This is a genomic window from Burkholderiales bacterium, assembly GCA_036262035.1.
Classification (GTDB): Bacteria; Pseudomonadota; Gammaproteobacteria; order Burkholderiales; family SG8-41; genus JAQGMV01.
The window spans coordinates 230,781-246,820 of record DATAJS010000013.1; the positions used below are offsets into that span (position 1 = coordinate 230,781).

Here is a 16,040-nt window from a genome sequence, read left to right on the forward strand (position 1 = left end):
ACGACATGCCCGCGAAAAAATCATCGAACGTCGCTCCCTATTGCATGACCATCACCTTCGAGATCTCGCCCGAAGACGAAGCCGAGTTCAACGACATCTACGACAACGACCACATCCCGACCATCATGAAGCTCGAGGGCGTGCGTGAAGTCATCCGCTTCAAGGACGCCGAGCCCAACGAGAAAGGCTATCTCGTCTATACCGCGGTGTACTTCATGGACCGCGAGAACCTGCACCTCACGCCCGAGTGGAAAGCGCTGTCCGACACCGGCCGCTGGATGCCCGTGATCCGTCCCAAGGTGAAGTCGCGCGCCCGGAGAACAGGGCCGGTCGTCGCGCGCTTCACGCAGTAGCCTCGACGAACCAGTCGGCGATCTCGGCACCGGTCATGAACACCGCGTCGCTGCGGGCCTTCAGGCGCTCGATGAAGCGCTCGAGAAAAGCGATGCGGTGCGGGACGCCCATGAGATGCGGGTGCAGCGGGACGGTGAGTAGGCGCGGCCCTTGCGCGAGCTCGCGCTCGAAGCATTGGAGCGTCGCTTCGAGGCGCTTCAAAGCCTGCGAGGAGCTGTGCTTCTCGACCGCGTAGATCACGCTGTCGTTGGTCTCGAAGTTGTACGGGATCGACACGAGCTTCCCGTGCTCGGTGCGCATCCACGAAGGCTGGTCGTCGATCGCCCACTCGCAGACGTAATCGAAGCCGAGCGCCTTCAAGACGTCGGGCGTCTCGAACGTCTCCTGCAGGCCCGGGCCGAGCCAGCCGCGCATGCGCGTGCCGGTGTAGCGCTCGACCGCGGCTTTCGCCTCGGCGATCATGGCGCGCTCGTCGGGCACGCTCTTGACCGATTGCTGGTAGACGCCGTGGCCGATCCATTCCCAGCGAGCGGCCCGGATGCGCTCGGCGAGCCCCGGATACGCGGTAATGATGTCCGAGTTGATCGCGCAGCTCACCGGCAGTCCGTCGAGCACCCGAAAGAAGCGCGGCATGCCGGCGCGCAGGCCGTACTCGGCCCAGCTCCAGTTCGGAAGGTCGGGCACCGCGCCCTGCCCGTGCGGGGGCGTCAGGATGCCGCGCGGCATCGGCTTGTCGAAAGGCCAGACTTCGACGTTGACGACGACATGGACGATGAGGGGCTTGCCGCGCGGCGCGGCGAGCGGCGCGCGCTCGTCTGCAAGCTCGTAGGGAATCCGCGTCTGTTGCGCTGCGCTCATGCGTCCTCGCTAAACTCGAAGCTTCTTCATCGAGCGTAGCACACGTCCATGAACCCCTTCGATCCCATCCACGTCCTCGCTTCCGGACTGAAGACACGCGAGCTCACCGCAGCCGCGCTCGTCGACGCGTATCTCGGGCGCATACAGCGGCTCGATTCGAAGCTGCACGCATACGCCGAGGTCTACGAGCGCGACGCGCGCGCAGCGGCGGAGCGCGCCGATGCGCGCCGCGAGGCAGGCAAAGCGATGGGAACGCTCGACGGCATTCCCATCGCTTTCAAAGACCTGCTGCACATCGAAGGCAAGGTCTCGCGCGGCGGATCGGTCGGCGCCGACCAGCATCCCGACATCACCGCGACCGTGGTGCGCCGCCTGACCGGCGCCGGCATGATCGCGCTCGGCAAGACCCACATGGTCGAAGCGGCGTTCGGAAGCTGGGGCACCAACACCGTCGCGGGCGCGCCGTGGAATCCGTGGGATCTCGCGACGCATCGCGTTCCCGGCGGATCGAGCAGCGGATCGGGCGTCGCCGTATCCGCCGGGCTCGCGCCGGCGGCGATCGGCAGCGACACCGGCGGCTCGATCCGCATCCCCGCGAGCCTCTGCGGCATCGTCGGCCTCAAGGCGACCGTCGGCCGCGTCAGCAACTTCGGCGCGATGATGCTCTCCGACACCCTCGACACCCTCGGACCGATGACGCGCGACGTCGAAGACGCGGCGCTCATCTTCGATGCGATCCACGGTCCGGACGCGAACGACGCGCGCACGCTCGCACACCAGCGCACCGACGTATTGCGCGACCTGAAGAACGGCATCCGCGGCATGCGCTTCGGCACATTGCCCGCCGAAGCGCTCGGCGAGATCGACGCCGAAACCTCGAAAGCGTTCGAGCACGCGCTCGAGGTGCTGCGCTCGCTCGGCGCGACGATCGTCCCGGTCGCGGTGCCCGCGACCTACAGCGCGCTCGCCGAGGCGACCGGCAAGGTCATCGCCGCCGAAGGGTATGCGCGCATGCAGGCGCGCATCGACTCGAACGAGCCGCCGATGGATGCGGACGTCCGCAAGCGCCTCGACTGGGGCCGCAAGATTCCCGCTTTCGAGTACATCCGCATCCTCGAGGAGCGCCGCCGCCTCGCGGAAGAGCTGGAAAGCAACATGAAAGGCTGCGACGCCCTCGTCACGCCGACCACGCCGTTCCCCGCGATCCCGCTCACCGAAGTCGACCAGCGCGTCGCGCCGATGAGCCTGCTCACGCGCGCGGTCAACCTTCTCGATATGTGCGCGCTCGCGCTGCCGTGCGGCTACACGAGCCGCGGCCTGCCGCTCTCGCTGCAGTTCGTCGGACGCGGCTACGACGAAGCGCGGGTTCTGCGCATCGGCTGGGCCTACGAGCAGGCGACCGAGTGGCATACGCGCACGCCGGCGCTCCAAACGCTCGGATAAGACCACGGCGTCAGACCCGGCCCGTTGCGCCGACTTAGAGCCGCAGTCCGTTCGAGCGCGCCGTTCGTGGCGGATGGTCGTGTGTTGACCTTCCGCGAACGGGGTTTCGCGCTCGAAAGGACGTGGGTTGCGGCGACCAGGAGGCGCGGCGGGTCGGGTCTGATGCCGCATTCGTCGGTCAACGTCGTCGTCGACAGCCGAGATAAACCGCACTCGTGCGCTATGATCCCCCGCAACAAGAATCGTTGCGGGAGAGGTCATGCATTTCCGCCGTCATAAAGAAACGGTCCGCCGCGCGCTGATCTGCGCAGCATTCGCCCTGACGGGCTCCGGCGCGCTCGCCGCGCCTTCGGTCCAGTTCTTCAATCCGCAGGGCCAGGCCAAAGGCGTGCGCCAGGTCACCGCGCGCTTTTCCGAGCCGGTGGTCGCGTTCGGCGATCCGCGGCTGGCCGATCCCTTCAACGTGCAGTGCGAAGGCGACGCCGCGAAAGGCCGCGGGCGCTGGGCCGACACGCGCAACTGGGTCTACGACTTCGAATCCGATCTTCCCGCCGGTCAGCGCTGCCGTTTCACGCTCAAAGGCGATTTCAAGGCGGTGAACGGCCAGCCGATCGAAGGCAACAAGGAGTTCTCGTTCAACACCGGCGGTCCCGCGGTGAAGACCTCGATGCCGCACGAAGGCGAGGACGAGATCGACGAGGAACAGGTCTTCATCCTCGCCATGGACTCGGCCATCGACACCGGCAGCCTCTCCGGCGCGTGGTGCGAAGCCGACGGCGTCAACGAGCGCATCCCGGTCAAGCTCGTGTCCGAGAAAGAGACCAAAGAGCTCCTCGAAGCGAACCGCCGCCGCGCCTATTACCTCTACAACGTGTACTTCGAGAGCCGGCGCATCGAGATCCCGTTCGCGCGCTTCAAGCTCGAGGACAAGCGCTGGAAGGATCTGCCGATCGTCGCGGTGCGCTGCGCGCAGCGGCTGCCCGCCGGCGCCAAGGCGGCGCTGGTCATCGGGCCGACGGTCAAGACCAGGAGCGGCATCGAGCGCGGCCAGCCCCAGCGCCTCGCGTACAAGGTTCGCGATGCGTTCACGGTCAAGCTCACGTGCCAGCGCGTGAACAAGGACGCGGCGTGCCTGCCGGTGACGCCGATCGTGCTCGACTTCAACGCGAGCGTGCCGCGCGACGCCGCCGAAAAGATCCGTCTCAAGGCGAAGGACGGCAAGACCTTCGAGCCCACGCTCGACAAGGACGTGAGCAGCGTCGGCTCGGTCGAGTTCAAACCGCCCTTCCCCGAGAAGACGAGCTTCACCGTCGAGCTTCCGCGCAGCTTCAAGGACGACGCCGACCGCGAGCCGGCGAACAAGGACGCGTTCCCGCTCACCACGCAGACCGACGAGTTCCCGCCGCTCGCGAAGTTTCCCGGACGCTTCGGCATTCTCGAGCTCAATGCCGATCCGCTGCTGCCGCTGACGGTGCGCAACGTCGAAGCGAAGCTCGCCGGCCGCCAGGTGCAGATGGGCGCCGCCATTCCTGGGCGCACGCTGCGGCTCGACGACGAGGCCGCCATCCTCAAGCGCCATCGCGACTTCATGCGCCGCGGCCACGAGACGCGCGCGCGCAAGGAAACCGACAAGGACATCCGCGAAGGCGAGATTCCCGCGATCGGCCGCAACGAGAAAGCCGCGACCTTCGAAGTGCCCCGCGCCCAGGGCGAGAAGGAGATGGAGGTCATCGGCATTCCGCTGAAGCGCCCGGGCTTCTACGTCGTCGAGCTCGCGAGCCCGCGCTTGGGGCGCGCGCTGCACGGCGAGGACAAGCCGTACTACGTCTCCACCAGCGTGCTCGTCACCAACCTCGCGGTGCACCTGAAGCACGGGCGCGAAAGCTCGCTCGTCTGGGTGACTTCGCTCGACAAGGGCAAGCCGGTACCGAACGCCGCCGTCACGGTGCGCGACTGCACCGGCAAGGTCTGGTTCGAAGGCAAGACCGACGCCAGCGGCCTCGCGCTCGCGGGCGACAAGCTGCCGCCCGAGGAAACGGTGACGCATTGCGGCGATTACGAGCGCGTGCTCGTCGCGTTCGCGCGCGTGGGCGAAGACCTCGCCTTCACGTACTCGAGCTGGAACGAAGGCATACAGCCGTGGAACTTCAGGCTCAACCACACGCGGCGCGCGCGCGGGCCGGTGAACGTGCACACCGTGCTCGACCGCATGCTGTTCCGCGCCGGCGAGACGGTGAGCATGAAGCACATCGCGCGCGTGCCGGTCGGGGCGGGCTTTCGCATTCCCCAGAGCGATGAGGAGCCGACCGGCCTCGAGATCGAGCACGTCGGCAGCGGCCAGAAATACAAGGTGTCGACGTCGTTCGACGCACAAGGCATCGCCGAGAGCACCTGGCAGATCCCGCAGGAAGCCAAGCTCGGCACCTACGAGATCTCGTGGCCCGGCAAGCGCGGCGTGGTCTCGCGCGCGAGCTTCCGCGTCGAAGCGTTCCGCGTCCCGCTCATGCGTGCGGTGCTCAATCCGCCGAAAGAGCCGGCGGTCAGGCCCAAAGAGCTGAAGCTCGACGCCGCGGTGACCTATCTCTCCGGCGGCGCAGCCGCGAACATCCCGGTGAAGATGCGCTATCGCGTCGAGCAGCGCAGCGTCGACTTCCGCGATTACTCCGATTTCCAGTTCGGCGGCAAGCCGGTCAAGGAAGGCGTCGAGAAAGGCGAGATCGAAGACCTGTGGGCGACGTACGACCCCGACGAGGACAGCACCGGGCCCGCCACGTCGTCCGGCGGACCGACCACCGTCCGCTCGCTGTCCCTCGACGCCGCCGGCACCGCGAAGCTGCCTGTCGACAAGCTGCCGCCGATCGACCGGCCGGCGACGCTGCTCGTCGAGATGGAATACGCCGACCCCAACGGCGAAGTGCTCGCAGTCTCCAGCCGCGTACCACTGCACCCGTCGGGGGTGTACGTCGGCATCAAACCCGAAGGCTGGGCGGCGAACAAGAAATCGGTGCGCGCGCAGGTCGTCGCGCTCGACCCCGCGGGCAAACCGCTCGCGAACCGTTCGGTCACCGTCGACGTGTACGAGCGCAAGAGCTTTTCGAACCGGCGGCGCCTCGTCGGCGGTTTCTACGCCTACGACACGACGACCGAGACCAGGCGCGTCGGCTCCGCCTGCTCGGGATCGACCGATGCGCGCGGTTTCATGTTCTGCACCGTGAAGCCCAAGGCGTCGGGAGAGCTCATCCTCGTCGCGCGCGCCAAGGACGACAAAGGCAACGAAGGCTTTGCGACCTCCAGCGTCTGGGTGCAGGGCGACGAGGAATGGTGGTTCGAGCCGAGCAATAACGACCGCATCGATCTCATCGCCGAGAAGAAGCGCTACGAGCCCGGCGAGACCGCGAAGTTCCAGGTGCGCATGCCGTTCCGCCAGGCGACGGTGCTCGTCACGGTCGAGCGCGAAGGCGTGCTGTGGCAGAAGGTCGTCGAGCTCGACGCCAAGTCGCCGACGGTCGAAGTGCCGGTGCTCGGCAATTACTGCCCCAACGTCTACGTCTCGGCGCTGGCGCTGCGCGGCCGCGTCGATCCCGAGCAGCCGGGCCCGTATGCATGGCTCAAGCGCTGGATCTACAAGATCGGTTACTGGCTCGGTCTGGTCGACGAGGTGCCGGTCGAGCGCGATACGCGTCCCACCGCGCTGGTCGATCTCGCCAAGCCCGCGTACAAGCTCGGCATGACCGAGATCAAGGTCGGCCGCCGCGACTACACGCTCAACGTCAAGGTGACGCCCGAGCGCGACGTGCTCAAGGTGCGCGATACCGCGCGCGTCGCGATCCAGGTCGCCGATGCCGACGGCAAACCCGCCGCAGGCGGCGAGATCGCGCTGGCGGCGGTGGACGAGGGTCTGCTCGAGCTCATGGACAACACTTCGTGGAACGTCCTCGAAGCGCTGCTCGGCGAGCGTCCGGTCGAAGTGATGACCGCGACCGCGCAGGGCATGGTGATCGGCAAGCGTCACTTCGGGCGCAAGGCGGTCGCACCGGGCGGCGGCGGCGGGCGCGGCGGCGCGCGCGAGCTTTTCGACACCCTGCTGCTGTGGAAAGGCCGCGTGCCGCTCGACGCGCAGGGCCGCGCCTCGATGGACATCCCGCTCAACGATTCGTTGACGAGCTTTCGCATCGTCGCGGTCGCCAACGCGGGCGCGATGAAGTTCGGCCACGGCTCGACCACGGTGCGCACCACGCAGGACCTGATGCTGTTCTCGGGGCTGCCACCGGTGGTGCGCGAGCAGGACGAGTTCAACGCGATGTTCACGCTGCGCAACTCGACCGCGCAGCCGCTCGCGACCAGGTTCTCGTGGACGGTGCGCGACAAGCCCGCCGACGACAAAACCGGCAAGACGCTCTCGAGCGGCGAGTCGAGCATCCAGCTCACTGCCAACGAAGCGCGAATCGTCACCGTGCCGACCAAAACGCCCGTCGGCGTCGAGCGGCTGTACTGGGAAGTGATCGCCGCCGGCGGCAGCGGACAGGATCGGCTGCGGACCAATCAGAAAGTGATCGAAGTGCATCCGGTGCGCGTGTTCCAGGCGACGCTCGCGCGCGTCGACAAGCCTTTGGAGCTCCCGGTGGAGCGCCCGGCCGATGCGATCGCCGGGCGCGGCGGCGTGCGGGTCGACGTCATGGGCTCGCTGGGCTCGGAGCTGTCCGCGGTGCGCGAGTACTTCACGAAGTACCCGTACACCTGCCTCGAGCAGCGCACATCGAAAGCGATCGGGCTGGGCGACGACCCGTTGTGGAACGCGCTGTCGTCGAGCATCTACAACTATCTCGACCGCGACGGGCTCGCGCGCTACTTCCCCATCGATCGGATCGACGGCAGCGATGCGCTCACCGCTTACCTGATACAGATCGCGGACGACAGCGGGCGCGAATGGCCGGACGGCGCGATCGACCGCATGCTCGCCGGCCTCGAGGCGTTCGCGACCGGACGCATCACGCGCTACGGCGCGCTGCCGACCGCGGATCTCACGATCCGAAAGCTGGCGGCGATCGAGGCGCTGTCGCGCCACGACAAGGCGCGGCCGAAGATGCTCGACTCGATCACCATCGATCCGGCGCTGTGGCCGACCTCCGCGCTGATCGACTGGATCGGCATCCTGAAGCGCGTGAAGAACGTGCCGCAGCGCGACGAGCGTCTCAAGGAAGCGCTCGGGCTGCTGCGCGGACGCATGAACTTCCAGGGCACGGTGATGACGTTCTCCACCGAGCGCAACGACGCGCTGTGGTGGCTGATGGCGTCGGCGGACGTGAACGCCAACCGCGCGCTCATCGCGGTGCTCGACGACGCCGACTGGAAAGAGGACGTCGGCCGCCTGGTGCGCGGCACGCTGTCGCGGCAGAAGCGCGGGCACTGGGGAACGACGGTCGCGAACGCGTGGGGCACGGTGGCGATGGCGCGTTTCTCCGAAGCTTTCGAGAAGACCGCCGCGGGCGGCACGGCCACGATCACGTTGGGCGACAGATCATTGCCCGCCAAAGTCGGCAAGGAGCGCCAGACGCAGAACATCGAATGGCCGTCGGGCCGCGAGACGCTGACCATCGCGCACAGCGGTCCGGGCGCGCCATGGGCGATCGTGCAGTCGCGCGCGGCGCTGCCTTTGAAAGCGCCGCTCTTCACCGGCTACTCGATCGCGCGAACGGTGACGCCGGTCGAGCAGAAGGAGCGCGGGACCTGGTCGCGCGGCGACGTGTATCGCGTGACGCTCGACGTCGACGCACAGAGCGATATGACGTGGGTGGTGATCGACGATCCGATCCCGAGCGGCGCGCTGATCCTCGGCTCGGGTTTGGGGCGCGACGCGGCGACGCTGACGCAGGGCGAGAAGCAGGCGGGCTGGGCGACGCCGACGTTCATCGAGCGCACGCACGAGGCCTATCGCGCGTATTACCAGTTCGTGCCGAAGGGGAAATTCAAGATCGAGTACACGGTTCGATTGAATAATCCCGGCCGTTTCGATCTGCCCTCGACGCGCGTCGAAGCGCTTTATGCGCCCGAGATGTTTGGTGAGCTGCCGAACCAGGCGGTGGCGGTTAAGCCCTAGAGCACAGCAGGGAAGGACAAGGACGCGAAGGTGAAAGGCAAGGGCGCAAAGCAAGATCAGAGCAAGGTGAAAACCATGGGCGCCAAGCGGCTCGTGCAGCCGTTCGTGGTTGCGCGACGAGCCGTAGGGTGCGTGGTAACGCACCGCGCGTTTTGGCGCCGGACCGGCGCCGCTGCGGCTATCGCCGCGGCCGCTTTTGCCGCGTCGTTCTTCATCGCGCCCTATCCTGTTCCCTCTTTCGAATCGGTCAAAGGCTCGTGGCATTCCTCCGACGCGTGGTTGCTCGACCGCAATGGTGTGCCGCTGTCGAAGGTGCGCATCGATCACGAGCGCAGGCGCGGTGAGTGGGTCGCGGCGGGCGACGTCTCGCCGGCGCTGAAGGCGATGGTGCTCGCGTCCGAGGACCGGCGGTTCGAAGAGCACGGCGGGGTCGACTGGGCCGCGCTGCCGGCGGCGCTCAAGCAGACGGTCACCGGTGCGCGGCGCGGCGGCAGCACGCTCACGATGCAGCTTGCGGCATATCTCAATCCGGAGCTCGAAGCGAGCGGCCGTCGCAACCTGCTCGACAAGTGGCGCCAGATGCGCCAGGCGCTCGCCATCGAGCGGGCGTGGGACAAGCGGCAGGTGCTCGAAGCGTGGCTCAACCTGACGCCGTTCCGGGGTGAGCTCGAAGGGCTGGACGCCGCGTCGCGCGCGCTGTTCGGCAAGACCGCGCAAGGGCTCGACCGCATCGAAAGCTCGCTGCTGGCCGCGCTGGTGCGCTCGCCGAACGCCGCTGCGTCGCGCGTGGCGAAGCGTGCGTGTGGGCTGCTGGATCGCGTGGAGTACGACTGTCTCATCGCCGAAGGACTCGCCTCGGCCGGGCTGCGCCCCGGCCGGCTGGAGCGCGAGCTCGACGGCGCGGCATCGCATCTCGCGCACAAGCTGCTGAAGACGCCGGGCGAGCGTCTGAAGAGCACGCTGGACGCCCCGCTCCAGCGATTCGCGCTGTCGACCTTGCAACGCCACATCCGCGAGCTCGCCGGACGCAACGTCGAGGACGGCGCGCTGGTCGTGCTCGACAACGACAGCGGCGAGGTCCTCGCGTGGGTCGGCTCGAGCGGCGAGCTGTCGAGCGCGCGCGAAGTCGACGGCGTGACCGCGCCGCGCCTCGCCGGCTCGACGCTGAAGCCTTTCCTCTACTCGCTCGCGATCGAGAAGCGTCTGCTGACCGCCGCGTCGGTGCTCGACGATTCCCCCCTCGCGGTGACCCTGCCGACCGGGCTGTACGTCCCGCAGAACTACGATCACACGTTCAAGGGCCACGTCTCGCTGCGCCAGGCGCTCGCGTCGTCGCTCAACGTCCCGGCGGTGCGCACGCTCGCGCTGACCGGTTACGAGGCGTTCTATCGCAGGCTGAAAGACCTGGGGTTCGAGCTTCCGCGCGATGCCGACCACTACGGCTATTCGCTGGCGCTCGGAGGGGCGGAGGTGACGCTGCTGACGCTCTCGAATGCGTATCGTGCGCTTGCAAATGGCGGCAGGGTCGCGCCGGTCAAATCCACCCCCACCCTAGCCCTCCCCCTGAGGGGGAGGGAAGGTTCCGCGGTAGATCCGCGCGCCGCCTACATCGTTTCGGACATCCTCGCCGATCCCGCCGCGCGAGCGATGACCTTCGGCCTCGCGAGCCCGCTCGCGACGCGCTACCGCGCGAGCGTGAAGACCGGCACGAGCAAGGACATGCGCGACAACTGGACCGTCGGCTACTCGGGCCGTTACACCGTCGGGGTATGGGTCGGCAACTTCTCGGGCGCGCCGATGCACGACGTCTCGGGCATCGACGGCGCGGCGCCGATCTGGCGCGAGGTGATGGATTACCTGCACGAAGGCGACGCCCCCGCGGCGCCGCCGGTGCCCGAAGGCGTGGTGCGGCAGCGCATCCACTACACCGGCAACGTCGAGCCCGACCGCGACGAGCTCTTTCTCGCCGGCACCGAGCGCGCCGAGGTCGTCACGCTCGCGCGCTCGGTCGGCGCGAAGATCGAGACGCCTGCGAACGGCGCGATCTACGCCATCGATCCCGACATTCCCGCGGCGCGCCAGCGTCTGGTGGTCAGCGCGCGCGGCGCGCCGAAGAACGCGCGCTTCGTCTTCGAGGACGGGCGCGAAGCGCGCGCGGACAAACCGTTCATGTGGCTGCCGCCGCCCGGCCGGCGCGAGCTCGTGCTGAAATCGGCGGACGGCAAAGAGCTCGACCGCGTGAAGTTCGAAGTGCGGGGGCTGAGACAGAGGAGGAACGGATGAAGTCGTACTGGATACTCGAGCGCGGCAGCGAGTCGGTGCTCGAAGCGCGCGAAGTGCCGATGCCGCAGCCGAAAGCGGGCGAAGTGGTCGTCGAGGTGCACGCCGCGGGGCTCAATCGCGGCGAGCTCATCGTCGGCGGCGCGGTGCACGGCGGCGCGGAGAAGCTCGGCGGCACCGAGGCGTCGGGCGTGATACACGCGGTCGGCCCGGGCGTCACCGCGTGGAAGGTCGGCGATCGCGTAATGGGACGCGCCCGCGGCACGTTCGCGCAGTACTCGGCGATGTTCGAAGGCCAGATCATGCGCATGCCCGAGCGCTTGTCGTGGGAAGAAGCCGCTGCGATACCCTCCGGCTTCCTCACCGCGTACGAAGCGACGGTGAGATACGGCGGGCTCGAAAGCGGCGAATGGCTGCTCGTCGCGGGCGCTTCGTCCGGCGTCGGCGTGTGCGCGATCCAGATCGCCAGGGTGCTCGGTGCGCGCTCGATCGGCACCACGACCTCGCCCGACAAAGGCGAAAAGCTCAAAGCGATCGGCTGCGACCTCGTCGTCGACTCGCGCTCGCCCGATTTCGCCAGGTCGGTCAAACAGGCCACGACCGGCGGCGCCGATCTCGGCGTGAACCTCGTCGGCGGCTCGGTCTTCCCGCAATTGCTGCGCTCGATGGCCTACGAAGGGCGCATCGCGATCGTCGGCTACGTCGACCGCGAGTATCTCTCGCAGATCGACCTCGCCGACGTGCATCTGAACCGCATCCACGTCTTCGGCATCTCGAACGCCAAGCTCCCGCCGGAGAAGCGCTTCGAGACCACGCGCGGCTTCGTGCGGGACATCCTGCCGGCGCTCGAAGACGGCCGCATTTCTCCGGTGGTGGACCGCGTGTTCGCGTTCGACGAGCTGCCGGCGGCGAAGGCTTACATGGAATCGAACGCGATGGTGGGCAAGGTCGTGGTGAAAGTCGCGTGAGGGCGCTCGCGGCCGCATTGCTGCTGGCGGCGGTGAGCGCACACGCGGCCGACGCCTATCCCTCCAAACCGCTGCGCTTCATCGTTCCCTACCCGCCCGGCGGCGGCAACGACTTCATCGCGCGCGTGATCGCGCCGCGGCTGTCGGACCTCTTCCGCCAGCCGGTCGTGATCGACAACCGCGGCGGGGCGCACGGCATCATCGCAGCGGAGCTCACCGCCAAGGCGCCTGCGGACGGCCACACGATGCTGCTCGCCGGCACCGGCCATTCGCTCAACCCGCTCATCTATTCGAAGCTGCCGTACGACAGCGACCGCGATTTCGTGCCGGTGTCGCTCGCGGCGGTCGCGCCGAACATCCTCGTCGTGCATCCTTCGGTCGCCGCGAATTCGGTGAAGGAGCTGATCGCGCTCGCACGCCCCGGCGGCACCCGGCTGCACTTCGGCTCGAGCGGCGCCGGCGGCAACACCCATCTCGCGGGCGAGCTCTTCAAGCTGCGCACCGGCGCCAACATCGAGCACGTGCCGTATCGAGGCACCGGACCGGCGGTGACGGCGCTGCTGGCGGGCGAGATGCAGATGATGTTCTCGACGCTGCCGCCCGCGCTGCCGCAGGTTCGCGCGAACCGCCTGCGCGCGCTCGGCGTCACCAGCGCGAAGCGTACGGCGGTCGTTCCCGACGTGCCGACGATCTCCGAAGCGGGCGTGCCCGGTTACGAATCGGTCGGCTACTGGGGTGTGGTCGTGCCCGGCAAGACGCCGCTCGCGATCGTCACGGCCTTGAACGGCGCCATCGCGAAAGTGCTCGCGAGTGAAGACGCGAAAGCTCAGCTATTCAAAGAAGGGATCGAGGCCGCCGGCGGCTCGCCGGCGGATTACGCGGCGTTCCTCAAGAACGAGCAGAAGAAGTGGGCGAAGCTGATCAAGGATGTGAATCTGAAGCTGGAGTGAGGTCGAAAGTCAAAATGGATCCCCGCCTTCGCGGGGATGACGATGTCCGTCATTCCCGACCGCGCGCCAGCGCGAAGTGATCGGGAATCCATTTTGACGCGCACGAGCGCGTAGGGTGCGTCAGGCGGCAGCCGTAACGCATCGCCTCAGACCTCGGCTCTCACGCAATCCACGTAATACTTGAGCTCGCCGTTGCGCTTCTCGACGACCAGCCCGTGGATGTCGGTCTCGAAGCCCGGGAACTGCCCGTTGAACTGACGCGCGAACTGCAGGTAGCCCATGATCGTCTTGTTGAAGCGCTCGCCGGGGATGAGGAGCGGGATGCCCGGCGGGTACGGCGTGAGCAGCACGCTGGTGATGCGCCCTTCGAGGTCGTCGATGCCGATGCGGTCGATCTCGCCGTGGGTCATCTTCGACCACGCGTCGCCCGGCTTCATCGCCGGCACCATGTTCGAGAGATACATCTCGGTGGTGAGCCGCGCCACGTCGTTCGCCTTGTACACGCCGTGGATCTGGTCGCAGAGGTCGCGCAGACCGATCTTCTCGTACGACGGGAAGTGGTTCAGGAACTCCGGCATCACGCGCCACAGCGGGCTGTTCTTGTCGTAATCGTCCTTGAACTGCTGGAGCTCGGTGACGAGCGTGTTCCACCGGCCCTTGGTGATGCCGATGGTGAACATGATGAAGAACGAGTACAGGCCGGTCTTCTCGACGATGATGCCGTGCTCGGCGAGATAGCGCGTGACGATGATCGCCGGGATCCCGGTCTTCGCGAACTTGCCGGTTACGTCGAGGCCGGGCGACAGCACGGTCGCCTTGATCGGGTCGAGCATGTTGAAACCCGGCGCGAGGTCGCCGAAACCGTGCCAGCGCTCGTTCGAGCGCAGCATCCAGTCCTCGCGGCTGCCGATCCCCTCGGCCGCGAGGCGCTCCGGCCCCCACACCTTGAACCACCAGTCCTTGCCGAACTCGGCGTCGACCTTGCGCATCGCGCGGCGGAAGTCGATCGCCTCCTGGATCGATTCTTCCACCAGCGCGGTGCCGCCGGGCGGCTCCATCATCGCCGCCGCGACGTCGCACGAGGCGATGATCGCGTACTGCGGCGAGGTCGACGTATGCATGTGATACGACTCGTTGAACGCGTGCGCGTTGAGCACGAGCTTCTGCGAGTCCTGCACCAGGATCTGCGAGGCCTGCGACAATCCCGCGAGCAGCTTGTGAGTCGACTGCGTCGAGAAGATCATCGATTCCCTGCAGCGCGGCCGGTCCTTGCCGATCGCGTGCATGTTCCGGTAGTACTCGTGGAACGTCGCATGCGGCAGCCACGCCTCGTCGAAGTGCAGCGTGTCGATCTTGCCGTCGAGCATCTCCTTGATCGTCTCGACGTTGTAGATGATCCCGTCGTACGTGCTCTGGGTGAGCGTGAGCACGCGCGGCTTGCCCTTGAAGTTGCGCGCGAACGGGTTCTCGCGGATCTTCTTCTCGATGTTCTCCCAGCGGAACTCCTCGCGCGGGATGGGGCCGATGATGCCGAGGTGGTTGCGCGTGGGCATCAGGAAGACCGGCACCGCGCCGGTCATCGTGATCGCGTGCAGGATCGACTTGTGGCAGTTGCGGTCGACGATCACCACGTCGTCGGGCGCGACCTTGTAGTGCCACACCATCTTGTTCGACGTCGACGTGCCGTTGGTGACGAAGAAGAGGTGGTCGCAGTTGAAGATGCGCGCGGCGTTGGTCTCCGAAGCCGCGACCGGGCCCGAGTGGTCGAGGAGCTGGCCGAGCTCTTCCACCGCGTTGCAGACGTCCGCGCGCAGCATGTTCTCGCCGAAGAACTGGTGGAACATCTGGCCGACCGGGCTCTTGAGGAACGCCACGCCGCCGGAGTGCCCCGGGCAGTGCCACGAGTACGAGCCGTCCTGCGCGTAGTGCACCAGCGCGCGGAAGAACGGCGGCGCGAGGCTGTCGAGATAGGTCTTCGATTCGCGCACGATGTAGCGCGCGACGAACTCCGGTGTGTCCTCGAACATGTGAATGAAGCCGTGGAGCTCGCGCAGCACGTCGTTCGGAATGTGGCGCGAGGTGCGCGTCTCTCCGTACAGGAAGATCGGGATGTCCGCGTTGCGGAACCGGATCTCCTTGACGAACTTGCGCAACTGCCCCACCGTCGCCGCGGCTTCCTCGGGCGTCGAGACGCCGAGCTCCTCGTCGTCGATCGACAGGATGAACGCGCTCGCGCGGCTCTGCTGCTGCGCGAAGCTCGAGAGATCGCCGTAGCTCGTGACGCCGACGACCTCCATCCCCTCTTCCTCGATCGCCTTGGCGAGGGCGCGTATGCCCATCCCGCTCGCGTTCTCGGTGCGGAAGTCTTCGTCGATGATGATGACGGGAAAGCGAAATCTCACGGATTATTCCTCCGGCCGAAACGGCGAGACATGCAAGGTTCGTGCGGCCGATTCAGATCTTCGGCAGCGTGACACCGACCTGGCCCTGGTACTTGCCGCCGCGGTCCTTGTACGATGTCTCGCACTCGTCGCCCGGCGCGGACTCCAGGAAGATCACCTGCGCCACGCCTTCGTTCGCGTAGATCTTCGCGGGAAGCGGCGTGGTGTTCGAGAACTCGAGCGTGACGTAGCCTTCCCACTCGGGTTCGAGCGGCGTCACGTTGACGATGATGCCGCAGCGCGCGTAGGTCGACTTGCCCAGACAGATCGTCAGCACGTTGCGCGGGATGCGGAAGTACTCGACCGTCCGCGCGAGCGCGAACGAGTTCGGCGGGATGATGCACACGTCGCCGTGGAAGTCGACGAACGAGCGCTCGTCGAACGCCTTGGGGTCGACGATCGTGGTGTTGATGTTGGTGAAGATCTTGAAGTCCCTGGAGCAGCGGATGTCGTAGCCGTAGCTCGACGTGCCGTAGGACACCAGCTTGTGACCGTTCGCCTGCTTGACCTGACCGGGCTCGAAAGGCTCGATCATGCGGTGGGTGTCCGCCATGCGGCGGATCCACTTGTCGCTCTTTATGCTCATCTGGAGAGGAGATAGGAGAAAGGAGAGAGGAGAAAAAGCGCAGGGAGCACGAGAGCGTCAGCG

Annotated in this window: 9 protein-coding genes; 6 read left to right on the plus strand and 3 right to left on the minus strand. The window is 67.0% G+C overall.

The features are described from left to right. Positions 1-5: 5 nt before the first annotated feature. Positions 6-353, plus strand: coding sequence for a hypothetical protein (locus tag VHP37_16515; protein ID HEX2827957.1), 348 nt, complete (start codon positions 6-8; stop codon positions 351-353). Here VHP37_16515 and VHP37_16520 read toward each other — a convergent pair. Further along, positions 343-1,212, minus strand: a complete 870-nt coding sequence (locus VHP37_16520) for a hypothetical protein (GenBank protein ID HEX2827958.1) — start codon at positions 1,210-1,212, stop codon at positions 343-345. The two genes, VHP37_16515 and VHP37_16520, sit on opposite strands and share 11 nt — an antisense overlap. A gap of 48 nt (positions 1,213-1,260) precedes the next feature. Between VHP37_16520 and VHP37_16525 the strand changes: the two genes are divergently transcribed. The 5 genes from VHP37_16525 to VHP37_16545 all read left to right on the plus strand — a co-directional run bounded on the left by VHP37_16525 (position 1,261) and on the right by VHP37_16545 (position 12,950). Then, on the plus strand, positions 1,261-2,655 hold the full coding sequence (locus VHP37_16525; protein HEX2827959.1) for an amidase: 1,395 nt from the start codon (positions 1,261-1,263) through the stop codon (positions 2,653-2,655). 259 nt (positions 2,656-2,914) lie between these two features. After that, positions 2,915-8,752 (plus strand): MG2 domain-containing protein, encoded by a 5,838-nt coding sequence (locus VHP37_16530; protein ID HEX2827960.1) that lies wholly within the window; start codon positions 2,915-2,917, stop codon positions 8,750-8,752. A gap of 132 nt (positions 8,753-8,884) precedes the next feature. Next, positions 8,885-11,035: a penicillin-binding protein 1C gene (gene pbpC, locus VHP37_16535; protein ID HEX2827961.1), complete on the plus strand. Its 2,151-nt coding sequence runs from the start codon at positions 8,885-8,887 to the stop codon at positions 11,033-11,035. Next, a complete protein-coding gene (locus VHP37_16540) occupies positions 11,032-12,000 on the plus strand; it encodes a zinc-binding dehydrogenase (GenBank protein HEX2827962.1) in 969 nt (322 codons plus the stop codon). Before pbpC ends, VHP37_16540 begins: the two co-directional genes overlap by 4 nt. Next, positions 11,997-12,950: a tripartite tricarboxylate transporter substrate binding protein gene (locus VHP37_16545; protein ID HEX2827963.1), complete on the plus strand. Its 954-nt coding sequence runs from the start codon at positions 11,997-11,999 to the stop codon at positions 12,948-12,950. The genes VHP37_16540 and VHP37_16545 overlap by 4 nt, the downstream gene beginning before the upstream one ends. 146 nt (positions 12,951-13,096) lie before the next feature. On the opposite strand, the gene VHP37_16550 is transcribed toward VHP37_16545, so the two are convergent. Both VHP37_16550 and dcd read right to left on the minus strand, forming a co-directional pair. Then, positions 13,097-15,352 carry an arginine/lysine/ornithine decarboxylase gene (locus VHP37_16550; GenBank protein HEX2827964.1) on the minus strand — a complete coding sequence of 752 codons (2,256 nt, stop codon included), beginning with the start codon at positions 15,350-15,352 and terminating at the stop codon, positions 13,097-13,099. 52 nt (positions 15,353-15,404) lie between these two features. Next, entirely contained in the window at positions 15,405-15,977 is a 573-nt protein-coding gene (gene dcd / locus VHP37_16555) for a dCTP deaminase (protein ID HEX2827965.1), read from the minus strand. Positions 15,978-16,040: the final 63 nt, after the last annotated feature.

What these genes read in the sequence shown, in the direction of transcription:
- VHP37_16515 (HEX2827957.1), top strand. Translation starts at nt 6, where the DNA reads ATGCCCGCGAAAAAATCATCGAACGTCGCTCCCTATTGCATGACCATC.
- VHP37_16520 (HEX2827958.1), bottom strand. Translation starts at nt 1,212, where the DNA reads ATGAGCGCAGCGCAACAGACGCGGATTCCCTACGAGCTTGCAGACGAG.
- VHP37_16525 (HEX2827959.1), top strand. Translation starts at nt 1,261, where the DNA reads ATGAACCCCTTCGATCCCATCCACGTCCTCGCTTCCGGACTGAAGACA.
- VHP37_16530 (HEX2827960.1), top strand. Translation starts at nt 2,915, where the DNA reads ATGCATTTCCGCCGTCATAAAGAAACGGTCCGCCGCGCGCTGATCTGC.
- VHP37_16540 (HEX2827962.1), top strand. Translation starts at nt 11,032, where the DNA reads ATGAAGTCGTACTGGATACTCGAGCGCGGCAGCGAGTCGGTGCTCGAA.
- dcd (HEX2827965.1), bottom strand. Translation starts at nt 15,977, where the DNA reads ATGAGCATAAAGAGCGACAAGTGGATCCGCCGCATGGCGGACACCCAC.